This is a genomic window from Bacillus massilinigeriensis (genome assembly GCF_900111815.1).
GTDB lineage: Bacteria > Bacillota > Bacilli > Bacillales > Cytobacillaceae > Mesobacillus_C > Mesobacillus_C mediterraneensis.
Genome location: NZ_LT630004.1, coordinates 1,075,539 through 1,101,327, shown reverse-complemented (window position 1 = coordinate 1,101,327; position 25,789 = coordinate 1,075,539). Strand labels below are relative to the sequence as shown.

The window sequence follows — 25,789 nt, the reverse complement described above, 5'->3', positions numbered from 1 at the left end:
TTCATCCTTCCCACTCAAGTTTTATCTTGTTATAGCTTTGAAGCGGGTCGCTTGCCATAGTGATTGGTCTGCCTACCACAATCGCAGATACACCCTCTTTTCTGGCTTCCCCTGGTGTCGCTACTCTCTTTTGATCTCCAATAGCCGAACCCGTTGGACGAATTCCCGGGCAAACTGTGAGAAAGTCACTTCCCAACCTTCCTGCAATAGCAGCTGCTTCATTTACGGAGCATACAACTCCGTCAAGCCCTGCATTCTTAGAAATTTCCGCATAATGAAGGACAGATTGTTCAAGACTCGTGCTGATTAGTTGCTCCTCTTTCATCTGCTCTTCTGTCGTACTTGTCAGCTGTGTTACCGAAATACATAAAGGACGCTGTTGTCCTACGCTTGTCCCTGCTTCGAGGCCTTCGATAGCGGCTTCCATCATTTGGCTGCCTCCTGCTGCTTGGACATTGACAAGGTCACAACCCATATATGCCAAATTTTTCATTGCTTTCATGACAGTGTTTGGAATGTCATGGAGCTTAAGATCAAGGAACACATCGTGCCCCTGTTCTTTTAAGATGCTGATAATAGAGGGGCCTTCTTTGTAGAAAAGTTCCATGCCAATTTTAACGAACAATTTTTCGTCGGCGAAATGTTGAAGGAAGTGAAGCATTTCCTGTTTTCCCGAGAAATCAAGTGCAATGATAGGTGAATGATTCACTGCTTTTCCAACTCCTTCCTATTGCATCTATAATTCTATCATGACCTAGGCGATCCATAAGCTTAGGCAGCTCACTAATTATGGCAGGACAGGCAAATGGATCCACAAAATTATGTGTTCCTACTGCAACTGCACTAGCACCAGCATAAATAAATTCCATTGCATCTTCTGCCGAGGAGATTCCGCCCATTCCAATGATTGGTATAGAAACCTTTTGGCTGACTTCATATACCATCCGGATTGCCACAGGCTTTATTGCTGGTCCTGATAATCCTCCGGTGCCATTTGCAAGCACTGGTTTTGCGCCCTGTAAATCAATTCTCATTCCGAGCAATGTATTGATCATGGTAAGTCCATCGGCACCGCCTGCTTCTACCGCCTGCGCAATGTCCACAATGCTTGTTACATTTGGGCTCAGCTTCACGTACACAGGAACCTTTGAAACTTCTTTTACTCTGCTCGTCAGTTCCATCGCTACTTCTGGATTTGTTCCAAATGCAATTCCGCCTGTTTTCACATTTGGACATGAAATATTCAGTTCAAGCGCATGAACGTTCGATGCACATGACAACTTTTCTGCGGCAAATACATAATCTTCTGTGGTCGACCCTGCAATATTCGCGATGATCGGAACATCGAATTGGTCGAGCCATGGCAATTCTTCCATCATTATTTTTTCCACTCCAGGATTTTGAAGGCCAATTGCATTCAACATCCCTCCAGGTGTCTCTGCCACCCTTGGAGTTGGATTACCAAATCTAGGCTCGGGAGTCGCTGCCTTGATCATGATAGCACCTAACGTTTCAATATCATATAGTTTGCTGAATTCACGTCCAAAACCGAAGCAGCCTGATGCAGGCATAATAGGGTTTTTCAGCATTAATCCAGGAAGTTCTACCTCAAGCCTATTCATATTAGCACCTCCCCTGCCTTAAACACAGGCCCATCACTGCAAACTTTTTTATAGCCCTTTCCGTCTTCTTGACTATCAGCCGTGCGGCAAACACAGGCAAAGCATGCACCAATTCCGCAGCCCATTCTTTCTTCCAATGAGAGGTATGTTTCAGGCGTATAACAGCCTGCTTCCAAAGCGCGCAGCATTGGGGTAGGACCACATGCGTAGAGTACATCGGCATCCAGACCAATTTCAGTCAGTATGTCTGTAACAAACCCTTTTCTTCCAAACGTTCCATCCACTGTTGCAATATACGATTCACCAAGAGTGTGGAATTCCTCTTGGTAAAAGACGGAGCGTTCCGTCTGGAACCCCAGTACACTTACGACCCTTACTCCCTTTACACGAAGTTTTTGTCCTAATCCGTACATTGGAGGGACACCAATTCCCCCTCCGACCAAGAGGGCAGTATCACCGGCTTTCAGCATACTGGTTGAAAATCCGTTTCCTAAAGGACCCAGCACATCCAGCGTCTCACCAGGTTTCTTGCCGGCAAGGAGGTCGGTTCCCCGTCCTCCGCTTCTGAAAATGATGGTGAACCTGCTATTTGCCCCATCAACCGCCGCTATGCTGATTGGACGTCTTAGCAGCGGGTCTATTCCTGCCCCAACTCTTATGTGGACAAATTGGCCAGGTTTTTCAATTTCATCAGCCAACCTGCCTTCCAATACCATCTCATGTATGCTGTCGGCAATTTCCCTTACGCTGATTACTGTGCACAAGTCTTTTATCATTACCTGAATGCCATCTCCTTCTTTTTCGTTGCTTTTGCATGGTCCATTGCTTCTGCTGAGAACGTCATCGATTCGATTACTCTTAAAATAGCTTCCGCTGTATCTAGAGATGTCAAACATGGGATTCCGTTCTCGACACTTTCTCTCCTGATTCGGAACCCATCTCTCTCTGGCTGCTTCCCTCTTGTAAGCGTGTTGATCACCATCTGAGCTTCACCGCTTCTAATGACATCAAGAACATCATAATCGCCGCTTCCAATCTTACTGACTGCCTTCACCTTAATGTTAGCATTCTCCAGATACTTAGCTGTTCCTCCTGTAGAAACAATATTATAGCCAATATTTGCAAACCGCCTTGCAAGCAACATGGCTTCATCTTTATCTTTGTCTGCAACTGTTAGCAATACGGTTCCGTAATCCTTTATTTTCATTCCTGCTGCGATCAATCCCTTGTAAAGAGCCTTCTCGATTGTATGGTCTTTTCCCATGACTTCCCCTGTTGATTTCATTTCAGGTCCAAGCGTAATATCCACTTCATGAAGCTTGGCAAAGGAGAAAACCGGAACTTTCACATACACACCTTCTTTTGCTTGTACAAGACCTGTTCCATAACCTTGCTCGGCTAATTTTTGGCCAAGTATAACTTTTGCCGCAATTTTCGCCATTGGAATATTGGTGATCTTGCTTAAGAAAGGAACTGTCCTACTTGATCGAGGGTTGACCTCTAACACATAGACTTCACCGTTTGCAATGACGAACTGTATGTTCAAGAGACCTTTAATCTCTAATCCTTTCGCAAGTTTGATTGTGTAATCAACAAGTTTTTTCAGTATTTCTTCAGACAGATTTTGCGGAGGGTAAACCGCAATTGAATCGCCGGAATGGACACCTGCTCTCTCAATATGTTCCATGATTCCTGGGATAAGCACCGTTTCCCCATCTGAAATGGCGTCTACTTCAATTTCATTCCCTGTTAAGTAGCGGTCTATTAAGACGGGATGTTCAGGATTGATTTTAACCGCATTTTTCATATAATGAATGAGTTCTTCCTCTTTTTCGACAATTTCCATTGCTCTTCCGCCCAGGACATAAGACGGTCTTACTAGAACAGGATAGCCGATTTTGGCTGCAATTGCTACAGCCTCTTCAACTGACATCGCCGTGCTTCCTTCCGGCTGAGGAATCTCGAGGTTTTTCATGCAGTATTCAAATTTATCGCGATCTTCTGCCATGTCCATTGCTTCAAGGGAAGTGCCAAGAATGTATACACCGTTCTCCTGTAGCTTGTTAGCTAGATTGATTGCCGTCTGACCTCCAAATTGGACGATAACACCTTTTGGCTTTTCTAAATCAATGACATTCATAACGTCTTCAATGGTAAGTGGTTCAAAATATAGCTTATCAGAGATGCTGAAGTCAGTAGAAACAGTTTCAGGATTACTGTTGATAATAATCGCTTCATAACCCGCTTCCTTGATTGCCTTCACGCAGTGAACCGTCGCATAATCGAATTCTATACCCTGTCCGATTCTTATTGGACCAGAACCAAGGACCACGACGCTTTCACGCTCCGTCCTTAAAGATTCATTCTCCTCTTCATATGTACTATAGAAGTAAGGAGTCCCTGATTCAAACTCTGCCGCACATGTATCAACCATCTTGTAAACAGGACGTATTCCGCAGCTTGTTCTCCATTTGCGCACATCTTTTTCTTCGCTATTCCAAATCTCCGCTATTCTCTTATCTGAGAATCCTAATTTTTTAGCTTCTAATGCAGTGTCTGGATCAAAACGCTTGTTCTCAAGCGAGAGTTCAAAATGGATGATTTTTTCCAATTTCTTTAGGAAGAACAGGTCGATTTTACTCCATTCATGCAGCACCTCGATACTTGTGCCCCTCCGAATCGCTTCTGCAAGATAAAATAAACGCTCGTCCCCTGCTTTTTTGATTCTTTTCTCAAGCACTGTTCCCTCAACCTGCTCAATATTTGGAAGGAAAAGGCTGTATACACCTGCTTCCAGCGATCTAATTGCTTTTTGGATAGACTCCTCGAAGCTTCTTCCTATTGCCATGACCTCACCAGTTGCCTTCATTTGAGTTCCAAGCGTTCGATTGGCAGACTCGAATTTATCAAATGGCCACCTAGGAATTTTCGTTACGATATAATCAAGAGCAGGCTCAAAACATGCATATGTTTTACCTGTTACTGGATTCATCATTTCATCGAGTGTAAGCCCCACTGCTATTTTCGCTGCAAGCTTGGCAATTGGATAGCCGGTAGCCTTCGATGCAAGTGCAGATGATCTGCTTACGCGTGGATTAACCTCGATCACATAGTAACGGAAACTATCAGGATCAAGTGCTAGCTGAACATTGCAGCCACCTTCAATTTTAAGAGCACGAATGATTTTTAGCGATGCATTTCGCAGCAGCTGATATTCTCTATCGCTGAGTGTCTGGCTTGGAGCAACAACAATTGAATCACCTGTATGGATTCCAACAGGGTCAAAATTCTCCATGTTGCAGACTACGATGCTGTTGTCATTCGCATCCCTCATCACTTCATATTCTATTTCCTTAAAGCCTGCGATGCTTTTTTCCAAGAGACATTGATTCACAGGGCTGCTCTTTAGACCGCCCGCAACAATTTCTTCAAGCTCTTTTTGATCGGTGCATATTCCACCACCGGTTCCTCCGAGGGTAAAAGCCGGGCGAACAATGACCGGGAATCCAACCCTCTCAACAAATGCGTTTGCTTCCCCCAATGAATGAATGATTTCACTATCAGGAACAGGCTCCCCCAGCTCATTCATCAGACTTCGGAATAACTCTCTGTCCTCCGCCTGCTCGATTGCGGAAAGCTTAGTTCCCAGAATCTTGACGCCGCACTCATCCAATATTCCTGAATTAGCCAGTTCCACTGCTAAGTTAAGCCCAGTTTGGCCCCCTAATGTGGGAAGAATTGCATCAGGTCTTTCTTTTCGAATGATCCTGCTGACAAACTCAATTGTCAGCGGCTCTATGTATACAACATCTGCCATCTCTGTGTCTGTCATGATTGTTGCCGGATTGGAATTGACAAGAATAACACGATATCCTTCTTCTTTTAGTGCAATACAAGCCTGTGTCCCTGCATAATCGAACTCAGCCGCCTGTCCAATCACGATTGGTCCTGAACCGATAACGAGAATGCTATGTATATCATCACGCTTTGGCATAATCTGCTTCCTCCCTTTCAGTTTCAACCATCTCTAGAAATCTGTCAAACAAACCTGCAGCATCTTCAGGGCCAGGAGATGCCTCAGGGTGATATTGCACTGTAAAAGCAGGTGCTGTTTTATGTGAAAGTCCTTCTATACTGCCGTCGTTAAGGGCTAAATGTGTTACCTCCAGATCAGTTCCTGCAATGGAGGCACCATCAACTGTATAACCATGGTTCTGAGCTGTAATGGCAACTTTTCCTGACTTTAAATCTTTAACAGGATGGTTGGATCCCCTGTGGCCAAATTTCATTTTTACAGTATCCGCGCCTGAAGCTAATGCAAAAAGCTGATGGCCAAGACAGATACCAAAAAGTGGAACCTTTCCTATTATCCCTTTGATCATTTCGATTGCTTCTGGTACATCTTTTGGATCCCCAGGACCATTCGAAAGCATGATGCCATCAGGGTCAAGATTCATGATTTCCTCTGCCGTTACATTATACGGTACAACAATGCAGTCACAATTCCTATCGTTTAACTCCCTCAGTATTCCGTGTTTCATTCCGAAATCGACAATGACGATCCTTCTTCCTCTACCTGGGCTTGGGTATGCAGACTTTGTGGATACTTGCTTTACCTGATCGTTTCTTAAATTTGATGCAGCAAGCCTTGCAAGCACATCCTTTGGGTTTTCCTCAGCACTGCATACAGCAGCTTTAAGGGTTCCATATGTCCGAATGATTTTCGTCAGTTTCCTCGTATCTATTCCTGAAATTCCAGGTATACCCTTCTTCAAAAGATATTCATCGAGTGAAAGGCCGCAGCGCCAGTTAGATGGGAACTCTGCAACTTCTTTCACTACTAGTGCTGAGACAGCAGGATTAATTGATTCAAAGTCATCATGGTTGATCCCATAATTGCCGATCAGAGGGTAGGTCAAAGTAACAATCTGACCGCAATATGAAGGATCCGACAAGATTTCCTGGTAGCCAGTCATTCCTGTATTGAATACGATTTCACCCAGCTTTGAAACCTCACTCCCAAAGCCCTCACCAAGAAAAATTGTTCCATCTTCTAAAATAAGCTGTCTTTTCATGCTGTCACCATTCCTTTCGCCCACGCAATTTTACCTTCAGCAATTGTCAAAACAGGCCAACCACTGCATTTCCATCCGCCGAATGGAGTATTCCTTCCTTTTGATAGGAATGTGCCTGGGTCGATCTCCTCTTCTTGCTCCAAGTCAAGGAGAACAAGATCCGCTGGACCTCCTACTCCGATTTTCCCATAAGGAAGACCGAAAGCTTCGGAAGGTTTGATTGTCATTAAATCAAGCAATCTTTCAAGAGTGAGAATCCCTGTCTTTACAAAGTGGGTATACAGCAATGGAAAGGCTGTTTCTAGCCCGACGATTCCAAATGGTGCTAGCTCAATCCCCTCCGCTTTTTCCGATGCAGTGTGAGGAGCATGATCTGTTGCAATGAAATCTATTGTCCCATCCAGCAAACCTTCGATCAACGCTTCCTTGTCTTCATTACTCCTAAGTGGAGGATTCATTTTATAATTGGCGTCATCGCCAGGAATATCATCTTCTGAGAGCAACAAGTGATGTGGAGTTACTTCAGCTGTCACGTTTAAACCAGCACGTTTTGCGTCTCTAACCACCCTGACAGATTCCTTTGTACTGATGTGGCAAACATGATAGTGACAGCCTGCTGCCTCAGCCAAAAGGATATCCCTTGCTATATGGACTGACTCACAAACAGAAGGTATTCCATTTATCCTTAATTCCTTGGACTTTCTTCCTTCATGTAATGCACCCTTATTAATAAGGGTATTATCTTCGCAATGCGCCACAACTGCACAGCCAATTGATGCAGCTCGCTTCATTGCCTCAAGCATCATCCCTGCAGATTGTACGCCAACGCCATCATCTGTGAAGGCAAAGGCACCTGCCCCCTTCAATCCCCTGAAGTCTGTCAGGTTTGACCCCAACTGTCTTTCTGTAATCGCCGCATATGGGAGCACCCTTACTGTTGCACTTTCTTTTATCTTGTTATTTAGTGCTGCAAGCTGTTCAACACTGTCAGGTACCGGTCTGGTATTAGGCATTGCAGCAATGGTGGTAAAACCACCTCTTGCTGCTGCCATTGTCCCTGTTGCGATTGTTTCCTTTTTTTCACCGCCTGGTTCACGAAGGTGTACATGCAAATCAACAAAACCAGGTGCGAGGTATTTACCATCTGCGTCGATAACCTTAGCATCTTGTTGATTAATATCTTTTTCGATTGCTACAATCACGCCAGCTTCAATTAGAATATCTGTTTTTGTCCAGCCCTCTTTAGTTTGCAACAGGCACTTTTTGATCAAAAGCGACATAACCGACACCCCTTTCTTCATTTTCCAACGCGCGTTTTAGAACAGCCATTCGTACATACACACCGTTTTCCATCTGTTTAAATATTCTTGAACGATCAACTTCTACAAGGCAATCTGCAATTTCGACCCCACGGTTTATTGGTGCAGGATGCATGATGATGCTTCCAGGCTTCATTTTCGCTTCACGTTCCACTGTCAGTCCGTACTTGGCATGGTATTCCTTCGGATCGAATTTCTCACTTCCATCATGTCTCTCATGCTGGATGCGCAGTAACATTACTACATCCGCGTCGACAATTGCTTCGTCTACCTGCACGAAGCGGCTGCCCTCCGGCATTCTGTCTTTATCAAACCATTCCTCAGGTCCTGAGAAAACGACGTTTGCACCTAGTCTTGTCAGGAGATCCGCATTCGATCTTGCAACACGGCTGTGCAGTGTATCACCGATGATGGCAATATTCAATCCTTTAAAGCTGCCGAATTCTTGACGGATTGTCAGCAGGTCCAGAAGGGATTGTGTAGGATGGTGTCCACATCCGTCTCCTCCATTTAGGATTGGAATGGATATTCCTGTTGCGAGCTCGTCAAAATAGTTATCTGCACTATGTCTTATTACTACTGCATGAACACCGATTGCTTCGAGTGTCTTCACTGTATCATAAAGCGTCTCCCCTTTAACGACGCTTGATGTTTGAACTTCAAATGGAATGATATCAAGTCCAAGCCTTCTTTCCGCAGCTTCAAAACTGGATTTTGTTCTTGTACTTGCTTCAAAGAACAGGTTAGCCACAAATTTTTGCTGTCTCGGTTTCCATTCTGCACCTTCCGCGAACTGCTGTGCGCTGTCAAGAATATTATGTACTTCCTCAAGTGTTAGCAAAGTTGTTGTTAAAAGATCTTTTTTCATGTAAATTCCTCCCAAGTTTAAATTTGTTCGTTTTTTCTATAAAAAAAGCACCCTTGAGAAATTCAAGGGTGCGGTTGATCCTAGGAGTATGGGAAGGAAACTAGTTTTCCCATACTTCAGAACAATCACCCTTTTAGGTCTCTCCGGACCTTGTTAAAAGGTGGAACTTATGCTACTACATCTTCATCGCGCTTTTCATTCTTCAGTTCAAACATATTGTTTTCTTCTTCCTTCTTTCCAGGAAGGATTAAGTTGAGGACAACACCGCAGATTGCTGCAAGAGCCATACCTTGAATTTGGAAATCTTCTGTAACCTTTATGAAAGCACCGCCAATCCCAACAACAAGGATTACGGAGGCGATAACCAAGTTTCGTTTATCCCCAAAGTCAATTTTGCTGTCTACTAGCATTCTTAATCCGGAGGATGCGATAATTCCGAAGAGCAGGATGGAAACTCCGCCCATTACAGGAGTTGGGATCGAAGCGATCAAGCTTGTCACCTTGCCGACAAACCCGAACAGGATTGCCAGGATTGCTGCTCCAAGCAGGACATATACACTGTATACTCTCGTGATGGCTAGTACCCCAATGTTTTCACCGTATGTTGTTTTCGGAGGGCCGCCAATCAAACCGGATATCATCGTGGCCATTCCGTCCCCGAGAATCGATCGATGAAGACCTGGTTCCTTGATATAATCTTTCCCGACTACTTTCCCGAGTACAAGCTGATGGCCAATATGTTCCGATAAAGTGACGATAGCCACCGGAACCATTAGGAGAACCAGTTTCAACGAGAACTCCACTTTGTAGTCAACAAAGGGCAAGATGAAATCTGGCATTTCAAACCATTTAGCTTTTTGGACAGGTGTGAAGTCAACGATTCCAACGGTAACTGCGTATAGATAACCTACGACAATTCCACCGAGGATTGGGATGAGACTCAGCGTTCCTCTACCATATATGGAGAAAATGATGGTTGCAGCAAGTGTTACTAAGGCTACCGAGAAGTGCAAAAGGCTATATTTCCCGGCAGGGTTGTTCATTGCCATATTTACCGCAGTTCCTGAAAGCGCCAAGCCGATTACAATGATAACTGGTCCTACTACAATCGGTGGCAAGAGTCTCATGATCCAGCGGTAGCCTGCCTTTTTAATGGCAAGTGCGACAATTCCGTAAACCAAGCCTGCCATGAATGTTCCGACCATTGCTGCTCCAGGTCCACCAGCAGCTTTTGCTGCAATTACCGGTGCGATGAAAGCAAAGGAAGATCCGAGATATGCAGGTACTTGCCATTTTGTGATGATGAGGAATGCGATGGTTCCGAGACCGCTTGAGATCAGAGCGATTGCCGGGCTTAGCCCAACAAGATATGGTACCAGGATAGTGGCGCCAAACATTGCAAATAAGTGCTGCAGACTTAATGTCATCCATTGTACTGGGGATGGGACGTCTTTCACGTCCAAAATTGGTTTTGTGTTCATTCATTTTTCCTCCTTCATGGTATGAAAAAACCTCTTTGCTCATCACAAAGAGGTTAGGAGAAATCGCCGGCCAAAAAATCAGCGGCGGTTAATCCCCTTTCCAGCCTCTCTGGACTGTCTTTAAAAGGGCCTATATTATTTTTCAAAGATGGAAACTTTATCTTTTTGATCCACCTCGGCCAATTCCACTACGATTTTCTCTCCGCTTGATGTCGGGATGTTCTTTCCAACATAATCTGCGCGGATGGGCAGTTCGCGATGTCCCCTGTCCACTAGCACTGCAAGCTGGATGGCGGCTGGCCGCCCAATGTCAATAAGGGCATCCATTGCGGCTCGAACCGTTCTCCCCGTATAAAGGACGTCGTCTACTAGGATGACTCTCTTGTCCGTTATACTGTAAGGAATGTCAGAGCCTTTTACTTCAGGCTGGCAGTCTTCCGATTTCACACTGAGATCGTCTCGATAGAGAGTGATATCAAGTTCGCCAACTTCAATCGACTTCCCCTCTATTTGCTGGATTCTTTCAGCAAGCCTATCCGCAATGTAAATACCTCGTGTCCGGATGCCAACAAGGACGCAATCTTCCACGCCTTTATTGCGTTCGATAATCTCATGCGCTACCCTGGTCAGCGCTCTCCGTATTGCCTGATCGTCAAGTACAACGGCCTTTTCCTGTTCCATCCTAACACACCTCCATTTCCTAGCAAGACAAAAAACTCCCGCCTGTCCTAGACGGGAGAAATTTTCATAAGAAAACGTTGTGGTACTCCCCACAACTAACCGTTTCCTTCCCAGCCTCACAGGACTACATTAAAGGACTTTTTTAACTATATTTATAGTAAATCACAATAGCTTTTTTGTCAACCTTCTTTTCTCATTGTATCGAGAAATTCTTCAAATTCTTTTGGCAAAGGGGCTTCAAATTGTAAATACTCCATTGTTCTCGGATGGTTAAACCCTAAAACACCTGCATGGAGCGCTTGTCCTCCCAAATCAGGGGTTTTTCTCGGTCCATATTTTGGATCGCCGGCAAGCGGGTAGCCTATATATTTCATATGCACTCGAATTTGATGTGTTCTGCCAGTTTCTAATACGCATTCCACATAGGTGAAATTATTGAATCGTTCCAACACATTGAAATGGGTAACCGCATGCTTGCCGTTATCAACGACAGCCATGCTTTGTCGGTCCTTAGGGTCACGGCCTAGAGGGGCTTCAATTGTTCCATGGTCATGCGGTATAACACCATGTACCACAGCATTATATTTCCTTGTTACAGATTTCTCGACAAGCTGGTTGACAAGGCTTTCATGCGCCAAGTCATTCTTTGCGACCATCAAAAGCCCGGATGTATCTTTATCAATCCGATGCACGATCCCAGGCCGCAATACACCATTTATCCCAGATAAATCTTTGCAGTGAGCCATCAAGCCATTCACAAGCGTCCCAGATGTGTGACCTGGCGCCGGGTGAACAACCATCCCCTTTGGCTTATTGACGACTAGCACATCACTGTCCTCATAATAATATTGTAGGTTCATTTCTTCTGGTTCGACGTTTAATTCTTCTGGATTTGGTATTGTAATGGCAACCTTATCATTTAAAGAACATTTATAATTCGTTTTTACAGGTTTGTCATTGACATGCACATGTTCATCTTTAATCCATTGCTGAACTTGACTCCGGGACCATTCTTCATTATATGCAGAAATGACCTTGTCAATTCTTTCGCCAGCTTCATTTTCGCTTATATTAAATTCATTTTTTTTCATTTGTGCTCCTCTTCGCCTCTCTCTCTTCCCTATACATTTCCACTATAAGCAAACCAACACCGATTACAAGAGCAGAATCTGCAATATTAAAAATAGGGAAATCATAACCAAAAATATAAGTATCAATAAAGTCCACGACTTCCTTACGGAAAAGCCTGTCGATGAAATTACCAACTGCACCCCCAAGCATCAAACCAAGTGATATTCCTAGCAAAGGCTTTCCTTTTGCAGCTTTCTGGATATAGTAAACAAGACCAATGACAACAATGATTGTAATGATATAAAAGAATATCATCTGGTTCTGCAAAATCCCCCATGCTGCCCCGCGATTACTGTGCGAAGTTATATAGAGGAAATTATCAATCAGCTTTATACTGTCTCCTTGTTCCATATTCTTTACAATCAGCAGCTTCGTTAGCTGATCAAGGGCAATAACAAAGATTGCAATGATATAATACACAAAATTTACCTCCAAATCCGCCACAATTGATTACTTTTGCATTTTAGCACAAAAGGGCGAAAAACGACAGAAATACCTGGAGGAGTTAATACAGGGGTTTTTTGAAATACGAGCCAATATCTTCAAAATCAGATACTGTCTTTGCTGTAGGAATGACTCCAAGCATACCTTCCGGCAGAAGTTCACCGGAAAATTCACATATTCCGAATTCACCTGCCTCGAGCTTCTTCATGGCGTGTTCGACGTCCTCATACTCTGCACGGATATAGGCTAGCACCGAGCTATCTTCAGGAGTTCGTTCTAAGTAAGCAGCAAGTTCCTCCCTCGTTCGGCGAAGGTCTTCATAAATAAAGTAATATCGCTTCATAGCATAGCCTCCGTTCACCTGTTTAAAAGTATTATTGCCTCAACCCACATTTTCACCCTGATAAACATTTAACAGGCATCACAGGATTTGTCGTAACAGGGAATTGTTGAAATGCATAACAAAAAGCCCCTCGGTAAGAGGAGCTTTTCGATCGTAACTTATTAGATTAAAGCTGATGATATTCTTTAACAACCTGAGAACAACGTTTGCATAAAGTTGGATGTTCTTCGACGGTTCCAACTTCAGGAGTGACAATCCAACATCTTTCGCATGTCTCTCCTTCCGCTTTTGTTACGAGGACACTTGCATTTTCGAGCTTAAGGGCATTTTCTGGAGCATCCTCCATACTGCCTGCAACTACAAATGCAGAGACGATAAAGAGCTGCGCGGGGTTTTCGGAAATACTATTCAGCAGATCTCTTGTTTTATTGTTAACATATAGGGTCACTTTGGCTGTCAAAGACTTGCCAATTAGTTTTTCTTTCCTTGCTTCTTCAAGTGCTTTCAACACATCATCACGAAGCACAAGGAAATTGCTCCATTTTTCTTCAAGCACCTTCGCACGCTCAATTTCTTGGTATTGCGGCATGTCAGAAAACTGAACGCTTTCCCCCTCTTCCGTCTCAGGAATAAATGACCATACCTCATCTGCTGTATGCGGAAGAATCGGTGCAACAAGCTTCACTAGAGAAAGGAGGCTTTCATGGAGTACTGTTTGGATTGCGCGGCGATCTTGATTGTCAGCTGCTTCAATATAAAGAATATCTTTTGCAAAATCCAGGTAGAATGAACTTAGATCAAGCGTACAGAAATTGTTAACAGCATGGTAGACATTTGCAAATTCATAGCGCTCATAGGCTTCGCGGACTTGCTTGATCAGATTGTTCAAGCGAACAAGCATATATTGGTCCACTTCTCTAAGCGACTCAAAAGGGACTGCATCTTTTTCCGGTGTGAAGTCAGATAGATTCCCTAATAGGAATCGGAAGGTGTTCCTGATTTTCCTGTACACTTCGGCAACTTGCTTCAGAATAGCATCAGATACACGAACATCAGCTTGATAATCAACAGAGGCCACCCACAACCTTAAAATGTCTCCTCCAAGCTGGTTCATCACTTTGGCAGGAATCACCACATTACCGATCGATTTACTCATTTTCCGGCCCTCACCGTCAAGTACGAAACCATGGCTTAAAACTCCTTTGTAAGGCGCTTTGCCTGTAACTGCAACGGAAGTGGATAGTGAGGAGTTAAACCAGCCTCTATACTGATCTGATCCTTCTAGGTAAAGATCTGCAGGTCGCTGAAGTTCTTCCCGCTCAACGAGCACAGCTTGATGAGAAGAACCGGAGTCAAACCAGACATCCATGATGTCCGTTTCCTTTGTGAAATTGCCGTTCGGGCTGCCAGGATGCGTGAAACCTTCCGGTAGCAATTCCTTAGCTTCGCGCTCAAACCAAATGTTTGATCCATATTCTCTGAACAATTGGGATACTCGGGTAATTGTTTCATCCGTAATGATGCTTTCCCCATTTTCCGCATAGAAAACCGGAATCGGGACGCCCCATACACGCTGCCTTGAAATACACCAGTCACCGCGATCACGCACCATGTTGAACAGGCGTGTTTCACCCCAAGCTGGAATCCATTCAGTCTCTTCCACTGCCTTCATTAATTCTGAACGGAAATCCTTAATGGAAGCAAACCATTGTGCGGTTGCCCGGAAGATAACCGGCTTCTTTGTCCTCCAGTCATGCGGATAGGAGTGCGTAATAAACGTTAGTTTTAATAGTGCGCCTTTTTCCTCTAGCTTTTCTGTAATTGGTTTGTTTGCTGTATCATAGAATAAACCTTCAAATCCCGGTGCTTCATGTGTCATATGACCTTTGTCATCGACTGGGCATAAAACTTCAAGACCATATTTCTGTCCGACGTGAAAGTCATCTTCCCCGTGTCCAGGCGCGGTATGAACACAGCCTGTTCCAGCATCCGTTGTTACATGTTCACCTAACATCACAAGAGAATCGCGTCCATATAGCGGGTGTTCAGCCACCAAGTTTTCAATATCTTTTCCGATGACCTTTTGAACAATCTCATATGCCTCCCAACCGATTTCCTCGGAAACCGTTTCAAGAAGGTCCTCAGCAACAAGGAACTTGCGGTTTCCTGTCTCAACTACCACATAGCTCAATTCAGGAGAAACAGAAATCCCTAGGTTCGCAGGAATCGTCCATGGAGTAGTAGTCCAGATGATAATTTCGGTTCCTTCCACAAGGATTCCTTTTCCATCTTTTACTTTGAAGGCTACATAGATGGAAGGAGATTTTTTATCTTTATATTCAATCTCTGCTTCGGCAAGCGCTGATTCGCTAGATGGGGACCAGTAAACCGGCTTAAGCCCTTTGTAAATATATCCTTTTTTCGCCATTTCCCCAAAAACCTTAATCTGCTGAGCTTCATATTCTGGCTGTAATGTAATGTAGGGGTTTTCCCAATCTCCACGTATTCCTAACCGTTTGAATTGGCTGCGCTGGCTATCGATTTGCTCGTAAGCATATTCTTCACACAGTTTACGGAATTCTGCGACAGTCATTTCTTTACGCTTAACACCTTTGTTTGTCAGGGCTTGTTCTATTGGAAGACCATGCGTATCCCATCCAGGGACATATGGTGCATCGAAACCAGTCATCGATTTAAAACGGACAATAAAGTCTTTTAAAATCTTATTGAGCGCATGCCCCATATGAATATCTCCATTCGCATATGGAGGTCCGTCATGAAGAATAAATTTCGGCTTGCCCGCAGCTTTTTCCTGTACTTTCGCGTAAATATTCATCTCTTCCCATTTTTGTTGAATCTCCGGCTCACGCTTCGGCAGATTTCCTCTCATTGGAAATTCCGTTTTAGGCATCAATAAAGTATCTTTGTAATCCAATTAAACTTCCTCCCTTGTCGGTCTCCACAATCTAACGGTGCCAGCGACCCGAAAAATTAAAAAACCTCCCCGTCCCAAAAGGGACGAGAAGGTTTAGTTTCCCGCGGTACCACCCTAAGTAAGCAAAAATACAGCATTGCCCTCTTTAGCATCCTTAACGCGGATGAAACGCCTGCGCTTAATAATCCTGTGGATGTTCAGCTTGGAACTACAAGGTGATATTCTGACTGCTTCCCTGTTCCGGGCTTCCACCAATCCCCGGATCGCTGATACAGGCTATAAGGCAATCGTACTGTCCCTGTCATCGCTTCGATCGTGTATTACAACTTTTTATGAAATTATATGCAAAATTTCTTACAGCGTCAAGCTAGCGAATCTTCTTCTTCTCTTGCTGCAGATTTCAACTCCGTAGAATCAAGCTGATATTCGAGCAAATGATCCCAGTCATCATTATCGAGCATATCAAGCTGTGCTTCTATTAACATTTTGAAACGAGTGCGGAATACTTTCGACTGCTTTTTCAACTCTTCGATTTCCAATGCAATCTTACGGGCTTTTGAAAGGGATTCATTGATAATCCTGTCAGCGTTTTTCTCCGCTTCCTTTATGATCAACTTTGCTTCCTTTTCCGCGTTCCTTTTTACTTCTTCGCCTGCTTCCTGAGCAATGACGATGGACTTATTAAGCGTCTCTTCAATAGTCGTAAAGTGGCCAAGTTTGGCATTTGTGTCATTAAGCTTATCCTCAAGCTCTTTTTTCTCCCGAATAATCATTTCATAATCTTTGATAACCTGGTCCAGAAACTCATTTACTTCATCTTCGTCATAACCGCGAAATCCCTTGCTGAATTCTTTGTTGTGTATATCTAACGGCGTTAAAGGCATGACGCCACCTCCCATAAGTATCTGCTTTTATGTATAGTCATTATTCGACAACAACAATGAAATTCCTGCTATGTACTACTATATCCTTATTTTTTCCTCCCCGCAATAATCCTCCAGTTATCTTTTTTTGTTTTTCCTTCAACTGTTACAATTTTCGTACGACCCATGCCTCTGATAGAGATGATATCACCTTCCGCTAATTCAAATGCTGGGTTCTCGGACGTCTTCCAATTCACTTTCACTCTTCCCTGCTGTACCAATAGCTGGGATTTCTGCCTCGATATTCGGTAAATGGTTGAAACAATTGTATCCAGCCTTAATGATGAAGAAGTGACCGCTGATTCATTCCACTCTTCCTTTTCAGCAATAGCTGACTCAAGCGGTAATTCCTTCAAAGAAATCCCTGCATTTCCAACTTTGTCAAGCTGAACCTTCACATAGTCGGCAACTTCTTGGCAGGCAACAAATTGCACTTGCTCATCTGACACTAGTATATCTCCAAACTTCCCTCTTTTTAAACCTAAAGACATCAAACTTCCAAGAACTTGCCGATGTTCAATGGTTACAAATTTTTTTGCATATTCCAACTCAAATAAGGTGAGATGAAAATCTCCTGCTCCAGGCTCCATATAATCTAAAAACAAAAGCGCTCTTTTTCTTTCGGCATCACTATAGCCTCCAAAAAATTCGAGCTGCACCTCAGATTGCGTTCCTATCAATGCTTTGATGATTTGCTGCTCTCTCGGGTCAAGAAAATCGGTAAGCCTAGGTGCATAGGAGGATTCAACATAATCCTTCCAGCCCAGAACCTGATCGATAAAGTCCCTTTCTTCCGGACGAAAGTGCTGATATATGCTCATTGCCAATCCTCCCGCCAAGTAATAATACAAAAAAAGGCCGTGTTCCAGCCTTTTAACGGTGTTGATGCAGATTAAGAAATCCAAATGAACAATTGAGTTAAACCAACAACTGCAAATCTGAGTACAAAAAAAGCTACAAACGGCGAAATATCAATCATCCCAATCGGAGGGATAATTCTCCTAAATGGCTCAAGAAAAGGTTCGCAAATTCGTTCTAAAAATTTCCCAATCGCTGTACCTCTTGCGTTAGGGAACCAGCTCATTAAAATATAAATGATAAGAGCCCATTGATAAATTTCAATGAGTTTAACTAGTATACTGAAGAGAAATTCCATTTCAAATTACCACCTCGATTCTTGACTATCATTTTCCTGTAAGAGTTCAGAAATATTTCCTGATACCTCCACATTATCAGGGGTACATAAAAAGATATTCATTCCTATTTTTTGAATATCCCCACCAATCGCATAGACGGTTCCACTGAGGAAATCCACAATCCGCTTTGCTTGATCGTGGTCGATTCTTTGCAGGTTCACCACAACAGACCTTCTGTTTTTCAAATGGTCGGAAATTTCCTGTGCCTCTGCATAGACCCGTGGTTCCATCAAGATGACTTTAGAAGATTTTTGGACACTTTGAAGGCTAACAACATTCTGTTTTTGAACTTGCTGTTGACGTACCATTGATTTCTGGGTCTCTGCTTCTTCTTCCGTCATTTCTTCTTCCATTTCATTGTAGTCATAATCGTCTTCTAAAAAGAAATAGGATTTGATTTTTGTTTTCAAGCTCACTTATCCTGCACCTCCCGTTCATTTCCAACAAGGGCAGATCCAATTCTGACCATTGTTGCTCCTTCCTCCACTGCTATTCTATAGTCATTTGACATTCCCATGGAAAGCTCCCTGCATGGAGCGTAAGGAAGATTTAAGCTGGAGATTTCGTCTCGAAGCTCCTTCAGTTTTTTAAAACAGCTTCTAAGCAAATTCTCATCTTCTGAATTTGGTGCCATCGTCATCAGTCCATCCACAAGAATGTTTGGAAAATGCTCCAGATCTTTAATGAAATTTTTGACATCTTCAGGGTTCATCCCATGTTTTGATTCTTCCCCAGATACATTTACCTGAACAAGGCAAGGAATGACTTTGCCCGCGCGCTTATCGATTTCTTTTGCGAGTGACAGCCTGTCCAATGAATGAATATAAGAAACTTTATCAACTATATTCTTTACTTTCCTGCTCTGCAATGTACCGATAAAATGCCAGATTGCCTTATCACCGATTATATTCCATTTTTCTGTAAGTCCCTCATCTCTATTTTCTCCAAGATGGTAAATTCCAGAATCAAGGGCTTCGGCAGTTCTTTCGATACTGACATACTTCGTTACTGCAATAATTTTTATTTCTTCGGATTTACGTCCTGCCTTCTCACAAGCAAGCGCAATTTCTCTCTGAATATGTTCAAGATTCTCTGAAACAGACATAATAAGCTTTAAAAAGCCTCCTTCCAGCCAATGAATGCAGCCATCCTTCCCGCTGAAAACTTTTCCTTTCGGTGTGAATAAAATATTTCATTGCTGCAGCTTGTGCAGTGTCCTGTGACAAGAATATGCTCTTCCTTTAGACCCGCTTTCAAAAGCATCAGCCGGTTGACTTCCTTCAAATCAAGAGCATATTGGCCTCCACTAATTTGATTATATGGTTTTTTATCGACACGTTCTAGTACATTTTCCACTAATTCGATGATTCTTTCATCAACAATGTAACATGTTTTGCATATAGATGGGCCAATCGCCGCTAAAATCCCTTCACTAGCCGCACCGTGCGAGACAAGAGACGAAACCATTTCCCCGGCAATATTCCCAACAGTTCCTCTCCATCCCGCATGCGCAATACCTATCCATCTTTTTTCAGGATAAATAAAAAACAGCGGTACACAATCAGCAAAGCACATTGTCAAAAGAATGCCGCTTTCAGAAGTATAGAAGCCATCTATACCTTTAAACGATGTATCGTAGCTAGATGCACCCATTCCACGATCGCCAGATGTAATTCTTTGTATTTTCGTTTCATGTGTCTGTTCTGCACCAACCCATGTATGCAGGGGAAATCCGATTGATTTTGAAAGCGATTTCCGGTTCCTCGTGACATTTTTTTGCTCGTCTTTTACATGGTAACCAAAATTTAGGCCATTAACCTGACCTGCACTGACACCGCCATTTCTCGTTGTGAAACCGGATGTCAGGCCTGGAAACATTTCCATCCATTCGATAATCGAAAAAAACTCTTTGGCGAATCTTTTAAACGGTTCCATTGCTGCCCTCTTTATCATTTTCTTCAGTTTACCATAAACGTCTTGTAACATTACAGGAAAATCCTTTTCCCTTTTATCCCTCCAGGTTATCCTCTTTTTTATCTTGATGAACACGAACGAGAATGACATCCTCACCAATTTTAAGGACCTGTTCCCAAGCGATTACTATTTCATCCTCTTTGCCAAAAAATCCAAGAACCTTTCCCGCTCCACCAATGACGAGAGCTTCTATCTTTCCGGTGTTTATATTGATTTCAAAATCTTCAATGTTCCCGAGCTTTCGGCCATCCGAAACGCTAACAACATCCTTCACTTGAAATTCGGAAACCTTAATCATGCTATTATCCTCCCTAAGTTTATTAATACATTGTATGTAGCGGGAGGGCTGGAACATGTGCTTTTTCTTATGGTTGAATAGAAAAGGCCGCCCTGTTCCACTGGGCAGCCTTTTCTTCACATACATTATGTTTGGATGTTTTTATTCATTTGCTTTATTGCTGCTTTTTCAAGTCTAGATACTTGTGCCTGTGAAATGCCTATTTCATCTGCGACTTCCATCTGTGTTTTGCCTTGGAAAAATCTCTTTCGCAAAATGAGTTTTTCCCTTTCATTCAACCTGCGCATTCCTTCTTTTAAAGCGATTTCTTCTATCCAGTTGGAATCTTTATTTCTTTCGTCGCTTAACTGATCCATGACAAAGATTGGATCACCGCCATCATTATAAATTGGTTCAAATAGTGATACCGGATCCTGAATAGCATCTAGTGCAAACACAATCTCTTCATGAGGGACTTCCAGAACCCGGGCGATTTCTTCAGATGTCGGTTCTCTCGATGTTTCGCTCATCAGTTTTTCCCTGACCTGTAGCGCTTTATAGGCAATATCCCTCAAGGAGCGGGAAACCCTTATAGGATTATTATCCCTAAGATACCTTCTGATTTCACCGATAATCATTGGGACAGCATAGGTGGAGAACCTGACATTTTGTCCAAGATCAAAATTGTCAATCGACTTCATTAGTCCAATGCAGCCGACTTGGAAAAGATCATCCACAAACTCACCGCGGTTGTTAAAGCGCTGAATTACACTCAATACAAGCCGGAGATTTCCATTTACAAGTTTCTCCCTTGCTGAAATTTCGCCACTCTGCATTTGTTTGAAAAGCTCTCTCATTTCATCATTTTTCAAAACTGGCAGCTTTGAAGTATCTACTCCGCAAATTTCCACTTTGTTCCGACTCAATCATTTTCCCTCCTTACAGGAGCTGCTTTACAGAGTTCATTATCTCCGTAGGAAGGAAAAATATGCACAAGCCTTTTTTGACTTATTTTCCAAATCAGGCATTAAATTACTGGAAACAAAGGATTTTTGGATTAAAAAAAATTTTCTTTTAGACCATTTTATTAAATTCCTTTCTAAGCCGTTTGATAATTCTTTTCTCCAGCCTAGATATATATGATTGCGATATGCCCAGCATGTCCGCTACGTCCTTTTGTGTTTTTTCTTCCCCATTGCCAAGGCCAAATCTTAGTTCCATGATTTGCTTCTCCCGGTCTGATAACTGCTCCAGCGCTTTTAACAATAGCTTTTTATCAACATTGGACTCCAGATCCCTTGTAATGATGTCATCATCCGTTCCTAGGACATCTGAAAGAAGGAGCTCATTTCCATCCCAGTCAATATTAAGGGGCTCATCAAAAGAAACTTCCGACCTTATTTTATTGCTGCGTCTTAAGTACATTAATATTTCATTCTCAATACAGCGAGAAGCATATGTAGCTAGTTTAATCTTTTTTTCCGGGTTAAATGTATTGACCGCTTTTATCAGTCCTATGGTGCCAATGCTGATGAGGTCTTCAATGTTTATTCCAGTATTTTCAAACTTTCTTGCAATATAAACAACGAGCCTTAAGTTCCTTTCAATTAGAATGCTTCTCGCCGCTTTATCTCCCTTTGGCAGCTTCTGAAGCAATAATTCCTCTTCCTCCTTATTTAGCGGCGGAGGAAGGGCTTCACTGCCGCCAATATAGAAAACTTCATCCGTTTTTAATCCAAGTTTGATCAGAAGCTTATACCATAAATAATACAATTTTAAACGTAAGTTTTTCATATTTTTTCCTCCTTCTAAATTATGTTTTTCCGAGTATAGTAATATTAATCATAGCCTTCTAACCTGCACTCGCCTTTAAAACCGGAGTGCCTGTCAACATTTTTGGGTGTACAATGCATTGAAACTGATCATCAGGGGATAGCTCTTGATCCGTAAAAGAAACGAGAGCCTTATCCGCGATATAAGTCCTATCTCCTTTATCAATTTCCAGCAATTCGGGTTTCAAAGCCATCCTCAATTGATGCTCATGTCCCATAACCTTATAGGGAATGAGTTTCACCAGTCCTTCAATCTCTTTTGGAATGCTCCCTCCCTTCATGATGAGGTCGGGCTCTTCCGCTAGTTTTTTGACCGGCTCAGGAAGTTCGTCCATCAAGTTTTTGACTGACAGGAACATAACAGGCTGTCGGGTAAGTGGATCATAAACCTGGTTTCCACTGTCGACCATCCCTTTAACTGTTAACAACACACCAAGTATATTTATCCTTACTGTTACAAGCTCCTCGAATTGGATTTTTGCCATTTCGATTTTTCCTGTGCTGTTGCGTGAAAAGTGCCAGGCAGCCGGAAAACCGAGCATTACGAAAATCCAACTAATTGGATCGCCGAAACCCTTCGTCTGACCAAGAGCAGCAGAAACAAGCAAATCTTGATCAAACTGGATAAAGTAATGTACTCCGGTTAAAGTGCCTCCAACCATGAATGTAGAAAAATAAAATAACATCAGTGTCTTGAAGAAACTACTAAACCGCTTAAAACCAAAGGAAGCAAATACCATTAAAACGGAAAAGCCTAATTTAACTGGAAATTGCCCCGCCAAATTACTTAAGGGAGTGAATGGGAGAAGGACGAGAAGGGCACCTATCATTCCCCCAAGCCCTAGTCTCCAAACTTGTATTTTTTGTTTTAACAGGATAGCTGTCATGTAAAGGAGCAAAGAGTCAAACAAAATATTCAATGTAATGATGATGTCCAGATAAACCGGCAAATCCCGTCCTCCTTTCGGTGTCCTGCTGTTACGAAAAAGTATACCGTAATCACGGGAGGAAAGTGTGTCACTTTATGGACACAAACTATCGGAAATTTTCTTGCATTTCTCCGTATTTTGTCAGATTGCATAAACTCACAAAAAGAAGCACGGCTCTAAAAGCCGTGCTTCTCGGATTGTTTATCTTCTTCTGTTTCTATTCCTCAAGAATGTTGGGATGTCTAATGTATCCTCGACATGCTGTTGGGACGGATTGTGGCGCTGGGGTTCCTGAGTCTGTGAAATCTCCTCGCGCTTCACTTCACGCATTGGCTGAACCGGAGCTTGTGGGGCAGCCTTTTGTTGATTCCCGAAAACTTGACGCATCGGTTTTTGCTGAAGAACTTCTTCATTAAAACCTGTCGCAATGACTGTTACAATAATTTCATCTTTTAGGTTTTCATTGATGACCGACCCAAAGATCATATTAACTTCCTGATCAGAAGCGGATGCCACAATATCTGCTGCTTCCTGTACCTCATACAGGCTTAAGTTCGTACCGCCGGTGATATTCATCAAAACACCTTGAGCGCCATCAATCGACGTTTCCAGCAACGGTGAAGAAACAGCTTTTTTAGCTGCTTCTGCTGCTCTATTTTCCCCTGAAGCCACACCGATACCCATTAGGGCTGACCCTTTGTTTGACATGATTGTTTTTACATCAGCAAAGTCCAGATTGATAAGCCCTGGAGTTGCAATCAAATCGGAAATACCTTGCACCCCTTGGCGAAGTACATTATCTGCTTCGCGGAAAGCTTCCAGCATCGGAGTGCTTTTATCGACGATTTCAAGAAGCCTGTCATTGGGAATGACAATCAAAGTATCGACTGCTTCCTTCATCGCATTTATTCCGCCTGCGGCCTGGTTGGCCCTTTTTCGCCCTTCAAACGTAAACGGACGGGTAACAACACCTACTGTCAACGCTCCTAGGTCGCGTGCGATATGAGCAATAACAGGTGCAGCTCCTGTACCTGTACCGCCACCCATACCAGCGGTAACAAAAACCATATCTGCGCCTCTCAGTACTTCTTCAAGCTGTTCTTTGCTCTCTTCGGCAGCTTTCTTCCCAACTTCCGGATTCGCTCCTGCACCAAGTCCACGTGTCAGTTTTGAACCAATTTGCATTTTCACTTCTGCTTTTGACAGGTTAAGCGCTTGTGCGTCTGTATTTACAGCAATAAACTCGACGCCTTGTACGCCGTGTTCAATCATTCGGTTAACCGCATTATTTCCGCCGCCGCCAACACCAATTACTTTTATCGTTGCAAGTGATTCTAAATTTGTATCAAACTCCAACATTGACAAATCCTCCTAATCTGTCGAAATTCCTGAGCGTGCTTACTCAAAAAAGTAGCCAAGAAACTTCTTCATCTTTGATGGTCCTTTATTCTCCTGCTGTTTTTCCGGCTTAGTTTTTGGATGCGGCTGTTTTTGAACTCGTTTTTCCTTAATTTCCGGTTCACTAAACGTCGTTTCCATTACTTTTCCTTGCAGCTTGGCGTTTTTATAGGCAAATTTGATCAAGCCTACAGCAGTTGTAAATTGCGTTTCACGAACGCCAATATAATCAGGAACAGCAACCCTGACCCTGCTCTGGAACACATCTTGTGCAAGTTCAGGGACTCCTTGCATATCCGCGACTCCCCCGGTCAGTACAAAGCCCCCTGGGATGTCGCGAACACCCATTGCTTTCAATTCATCCTGCACTAGATGAAATATTTCTTCCACCCGTGCTTCAATAATATCAGCTATTTCCAGCTGGTTGAACTGCTCCTGCTGATCTGTGCCGATAATTGGCACATTGAAAAGTTCATCCTGGGATGCATCATCGTAAAAAGCATGTCCATGCTTGATTTTCACTTTTTCTGCATCTTCGGTTGTAATGCGGAGACCGATTGATAAGTCTTTTGTAATATGTTCCCCGCCAATCGGGATGACAGAAGTGTCACTGAGATGCCCGTTTTCAAAAACCCCAACTGTTGTGGAGCCGCCACCCATATCAATGAGGACAACGCCCATATTTTTCTCATCTTTTGATAGTGCAAATGCTCCTGCAGCAAGTGGCTGGAGTACAATATCAAGTATTTCCAATCCTGCCCTTTCCACACAGCGGAGCGTATTATGTAAGATTGTCTTGGATCCGGTTATAATGGTACCTTCCATTTCCAGTCTTACTCCAATCATTCCCCGAGGATCATTTATTTCATCCAATCCATCCACAATAAACTGCTTTGGAATGACATCGATGATTTCCCTCTCCGGCGGAATGGATACTACCTGAGCTGCATCGATAACTCTTGATACGTCCTCATTGCCAATTTCTCGATTCTCGCTCGCCACTGCCACTACACCATGGCACGGTTTCAACGATACATGATTACCGCTAATTCCTACGATTACCTGACGAATGTTCATCCCTATCATTCTTTCAGCCTGTTCCATTGCCTCTTTGATAGAATGAACGGTTTCGTCTATATCTACAATAGATCCTTTTCTCAAACCTTCGGACCTTACATTGCCAACACCAATTATATTTAAAGAGTCATTGACCATTTCTCCAATAATTACTTTCACACTGGATGTACCGATATCAAGACTAACAAATATATCATTGCTGTTCATTCGTGGCACCTCCTTCAACCAATCCTGTTCTCTTTGAACAACAGCCAGTCCCCTATTTTATTCGTGTCAATTACATA

General features: G+C 43.0%; 25 protein-coding genes and 1 other annotated feature. All 25 genes read right to left on the bottom strand.

Going from position 1 to position 25,789, the window contains the following annotated elements:
* Position 1 precedes the first annotated feature (1 nt).
* Positions 2 to 709 (bottom strand): orotidine-5'-phosphate decarboxylase, encoded by a 708-nt coding sequence (gene pyrF, locus BQ5796_RS05890; protein ID WP_074033910.1) that lies wholly within the window; start codon positions 707 to 709, stop codon positions 2 to 4.
* Positions 681 to 1,622, bottom strand: coding sequence for a dihydroorotate dehydrogenase (locus tag BQ5796_RS05885; RefSeq protein ID WP_071459386.1), 942 nt, complete (start codon positions 1,620 to 1,622; stop codon positions 681 to 683). Before BQ5796_RS05885 ends, pyrF begins: the two co-directional genes overlap by 29 nt.
* On the bottom strand, positions 1,619 to 2,398 hold the full coding sequence (locus BQ5796_RS05880) for a dihydroorotate dehydrogenase electron transfer subunit (protein ID WP_071459385.1): 780 nt from the start codon (positions 2,396 to 2,398) through the stop codon (positions 1,619 to 1,621). Before BQ5796_RS05880 ends, BQ5796_RS05885 begins: the two co-directional genes overlap by 4 nt.
* On the bottom strand, positions 2,398 to 5,616 hold the full coding sequence (gene carB / locus BQ5796_RS05875) for a carbamoyl-phosphate synthase large subunit (protein ID WP_071459384.1): 3,219 nt from the start codon (positions 5,614 to 5,616) through the stop codon (positions 2,398 to 2,400). Before carB ends, BQ5796_RS05880 begins: the two co-directional genes overlap by 1 nt.
* Positions 5,603 to 6,697 carry a carbamoyl phosphate synthase small subunit gene (locus BQ5796_RS05870; protein ID WP_071459383.1) on the bottom strand — a complete coding sequence of 365 codons (1,095 nt, stop codon included), beginning with the start codon at positions 6,695 to 6,697 and terminating at the stop codon, positions 5,603 to 5,605. Before BQ5796_RS05870 ends, carB begins: the two co-directional genes overlap by 14 nt.
* Positions 6,694 to 7,977, bottom strand: a complete 1,284-nt coding sequence (locus BQ5796_RS05865) for a dihydroorotase (RefSeq protein ID WP_071459382.1) — start codon at positions 7,975 to 7,977, stop codon at positions 6,694 to 6,696. Before BQ5796_RS05865 ends, BQ5796_RS05870 begins: the two co-directional genes overlap by 4 nt.
* On the bottom strand, positions 7,940 to 8,884 hold the full coding sequence (locus BQ5796_RS05860; protein ID WP_071459381.1) for an aspartate carbamoyltransferase catalytic subunit: 945 nt from the start codon (positions 8,882 to 8,884) through the stop codon (positions 7,940 to 7,942). The genes BQ5796_RS05865 and BQ5796_RS05860 overlap by 38 nt, the downstream gene beginning before the upstream one ends.
* Before the next feature lie 167 nt (positions 8,885 to 9,051).
* Positions 9,052 to 10,365, bottom strand: a complete 1,314-nt coding sequence (locus tag BQ5796_RS05855; RefSeq protein WP_071459380.1) for a solute carrier family 23 protein — start codon at positions 10,363 to 10,365, stop codon at positions 9,052 to 9,054.
* A gap of 135 nt (positions 10,366 to 10,500) precedes the next feature.
* Positions 10,501 to 11,046 carry a bifunctional pyr operon transcriptional regulator/uracil phosphoribosyltransferase PyrR gene (gene pyrR, locus BQ5796_RS05850; RefSeq protein ID WP_071459379.1) on the bottom strand — a complete coding sequence of 182 codons (546 nt, stop codon included), beginning with the start codon at positions 11,044 to 11,046 and terminating at the stop codon, positions 10,501 to 10,503.
* A 179-nt stretch (positions 11,047 to 11,225) separates the two neighbouring features.
* On the bottom strand, positions 11,226 to 12,137 hold the full coding sequence (locus tag BQ5796_RS05845) for an RluA family pseudouridine synthase (RefSeq protein ID WP_071459378.1): 912 nt from the start codon (positions 12,135 to 12,137) through the stop codon (positions 11,226 to 11,228).
* Positions 12,124 to 12,597, bottom strand: coding sequence for a signal peptidase II (lspA, locus tag BQ5796_RS05840; RefSeq protein WP_071459377.1), 474 nt, complete (start codon positions 12,595 to 12,597; stop codon positions 12,124 to 12,126). Before lspA ends, BQ5796_RS05845 begins: the two co-directional genes overlap by 14 nt.
* Before the next feature lie 85 nt (positions 12,598 to 12,682).
* Positions 12,683 to 12,964, bottom strand: a complete 282-nt coding sequence (locus BQ5796_RS05835) for a TraR/DksA C4-type zinc finger protein (RefSeq protein ID WP_071459376.1) — start codon at positions 12,962 to 12,964, stop codon at positions 12,683 to 12,685.
* 166 nt (positions 12,965 to 13,130) lie between these two features.
* Positions 13,131 to 15,899: an isoleucine--tRNA ligase gene (gene ileS / locus BQ5796_RS05830; protein ID WP_071459375.1), complete on the bottom strand. Its 2,769-nt coding sequence runs from the start codon at positions 15,897 to 15,899 to the stop codon at positions 13,131 to 13,133.
* A gap of 76 nt (positions 15,900 to 15,975) precedes the next feature.
* Positions 15,976 to 16,213, bottom strand: a binding site (T-box leader).
* 48 nt (positions 16,214 to 16,261) lie between these two features.
* Positions 16,262 to 16,783 (bottom strand): DivIVA domain-containing protein, encoded by a 522-nt coding sequence (locus BQ5796_RS05825; protein ID WP_071459374.1) that lies wholly within the window; start codon positions 16,781 to 16,783, stop codon positions 16,262 to 16,264.
* Positions 16,784 to 16,869: 86 nt separating this feature from the next.
* Positions 16,870 to 17,643 carry a YlmH family RNA-binding protein gene (locus BQ5796_RS05820; RefSeq protein WP_071459373.1) on the bottom strand — a complete coding sequence of 258 codons (774 nt, stop codon included), beginning with the start codon at positions 17,641 to 17,643 and terminating at the stop codon, positions 16,870 to 16,872.
* Positions 17,644 to 17,714: 71 nt separating this feature from the next.
* Complete coding sequence (locus BQ5796_RS05815; protein ID WP_071459372.1) at positions 17,715 to 17,978, bottom strand: YggT family protein; 264 nt, start codon at positions 17,976 to 17,978, stop codon at positions 17,715 to 17,717.
* 6 nt (positions 17,979 to 17,984) lie between these two features.
* Positions 17,985 to 18,434 (bottom strand): cell division protein SepF, encoded by a 450-nt coding sequence (locus BQ5796_RS05810; RefSeq protein ID WP_071459371.1) that lies wholly within the window; start codon positions 18,432 to 18,434, stop codon positions 17,985 to 17,987.
* The gene (locus tag BQ5796_RS05805) at positions 18,431 to 19,123 is read right to left on the bottom strand and encodes a YggS family pyridoxal phosphate-dependent enzyme (RefSeq protein ID WP_071459370.1); all 693 of its coding nucleotides are present in this window, start codon (positions 19,121 to 19,123) and stop codon (positions 18,431 to 18,433) included. Before BQ5796_RS05805 ends, BQ5796_RS05810 begins: the two co-directional genes overlap by 4 nt.
* Before the next feature lie 8 nt (positions 19,124 to 19,131).
* Complete coding sequence (gene pgeF / locus BQ5796_RS05800; protein ID WP_234969312.1) at positions 19,132 to 20,004, bottom strand: peptidoglycan editing factor PgeF; 873 nt, start codon at positions 20,002 to 20,004, stop codon at positions 19,132 to 19,134.
* 22 nt (positions 20,005 to 20,026) lie between these two features.
* The gene (locus BQ5796_RS05795) at positions 20,027 to 20,290 is read right to left on the bottom strand and encodes a YlmC/YmxH family sporulation protein (protein ID WP_071459369.1); all 264 of its coding nucleotides are present in this window, start codon (positions 20,288 to 20,290) and stop codon (positions 20,027 to 20,029) included.
* A gap of 125 nt (positions 20,291 to 20,415) precedes the next feature.
* Positions 20,416 to 21,195, bottom strand: a complete 780-nt coding sequence (gene sigG, locus BQ5796_RS05790; protein WP_071459368.1) for an RNA polymerase sporulation sigma factor SigG — start codon at positions 21,193 to 21,195, stop codon at positions 20,416 to 20,418.
* 148 nt (positions 21,196 to 21,343) lie between these two features.
* On the bottom strand, positions 21,344 to 22,063 hold the full coding sequence (gene sigE, locus BQ5796_RS05785) for an RNA polymerase sporulation sigma factor SigE (RefSeq protein ID WP_071459367.1): 720 nt from the start codon (positions 22,061 to 22,063) through the stop codon (positions 21,344 to 21,346).
* A gap of 58 nt (positions 22,064 to 22,121) precedes the next feature.
* Complete coding sequence (gene spoIIGA, locus BQ5796_RS05780; RefSeq protein WP_071459366.1) at positions 22,122 to 23,051, bottom strand: sigma-E processing peptidase SpoIIGA; 930 nt, start codon at positions 23,049 to 23,051, stop codon at positions 22,122 to 22,124.
* Between the two features lie 180 nt (positions 23,052 to 23,231).
* Complete coding sequence (gene ftsZ / locus BQ5796_RS05775; RefSeq protein ID WP_071459365.1) at positions 23,232 to 24,389, bottom strand: cell division protein FtsZ; 1,158 nt, start codon at positions 24,387 to 24,389, stop codon at positions 23,232 to 23,234.
* A gap of 39 nt (positions 24,390 to 24,428) precedes the next feature.
* On the bottom strand, positions 24,429 to 25,712 hold the full coding sequence (gene ftsA, locus BQ5796_RS05770; protein WP_071459364.1) for a cell division protein FtsA: 1,284 nt from the start codon (positions 25,710 to 25,712) through the stop codon (positions 24,429 to 24,431).
* Positions 25,713 to 25,789: the final 77 nt, after the last annotated feature.

Coding starts and splice junctions, on each gene's coding strand:
- carB (WP_071459384.1), bottom strand. CDS start 5,616: ATGCCAAAGCGTGATGATATACATAGCATTCTCGTTATCGGTTCAGGA.
- BQ5796_RS05815 (WP_071459372.1), bottom strand. CDS start 17,978: ATGGAATTTCTCTTCAGTATACTAGTTAAACTCATTGAAATTTATCAA.
- sigE (WP_071459367.1), bottom strand. CDS start 22,063: ATGAAAAACTTACGTTTAAAATTGTATTATTTATGGTATAAGCTTCTG.
- BQ5796_RS05855 (WP_071459380.1), bottom strand. CDS start 10,365: ATGAACACAAAACCAATTTTGGACGTGAAAGACGTCCCATCCCCAGTA.
- BQ5796_RS05835 (WP_071459376.1), bottom strand. CDS start 12,964: ATGAAGCGATATTACTTTATTTATGAAGACCTTCGCCGAACGAGGGAG.
- BQ5796_RS05805 (WP_071459370.1), bottom strand. CDS start 19,123: ATGTCTGTTTCAGAGAATCTTGAACATATTCAGAGAGAAATTGCGCTT.
- BQ5796_RS05820 (WP_071459373.1), bottom strand. CDS start 17,643: ATGAGCATATATCAGCACTTTCGTCCGGAAGAAAGGGACTTTATCGAT.
- BQ5796_RS05845 (WP_071459378.1), bottom strand. CDS start 12,137: ATGAAAAAAAATGAATTTAATATAAGCGAAAATGAAGCTGGCGAAAGA.
- BQ5796_RS05885 (WP_071459386.1), bottom strand. CDS start 1,622: ATGAATAGGCTTGAGGTAGAACTTCCTGGATTAATGCTGAAAAACCCT.
- pyrR (WP_071459379.1), bottom strand. CDS start 11,046: ATGGAACAGGAAAAGGCCGTTGTACTTGACGATCAGGCAATACGGAGA.
- BQ5796_RS05870 (WP_071459383.1), bottom strand. CDS start 6,697: ATGAAAAGACAGCTTATTTTAGAAGATGGAACAATTTTTCTTGGTGAG.
- BQ5796_RS05860 (WP_071459381.1), bottom strand. CDS start 8,884: ATGAAAAAAGATCTTTTAACAACAACTTTGCTAACACTTGAGGAAGTA.
- BQ5796_RS05825 (WP_071459374.1), bottom strand. CDS start 16,783: ATGCCTTTAACGCCGTTAGATATACACAACAAAGAATTCAGCAAGGGA.
- BQ5796_RS05795 (WP_071459369.1), bottom strand. CDS start 20,290: ATGATTAAGGTTTCCGAATTTCAAGTGAAGGATGTTGTTAGCGTTTCG.
- BQ5796_RS05880 (WP_071459385.1), bottom strand. CDS start 2,398: ATGATAAAAGACTTGTGCACAGTAATCAGCGTAAGGGAAATTGCCGAC.
- ftsA (WP_071459364.1), bottom strand. CDS start 25,712: ATGAACAGCAATGATATATTTGTTAGTCTTGATATCGGTACATCCAGT.
- ftsZ (WP_071459365.1), bottom strand. CDS start 24,389: ATGTTGGAGTTTGATACAAATTTAGAATCACTTGCAACGATAAAAGTA.
- BQ5796_RS05865 (WP_071459382.1), bottom strand. CDS start 7,977: ATGTCGCTTTTGATCAAAAAGTGCCTGTTGCAAACTAAAGAGGGCTGG.
- pgeF (WP_234969312.1), bottom strand. CDS start 20,004: ATGTTACAAGACGTTTATGGTAAACTGAAGAAAATGATAAAGAGGGCA.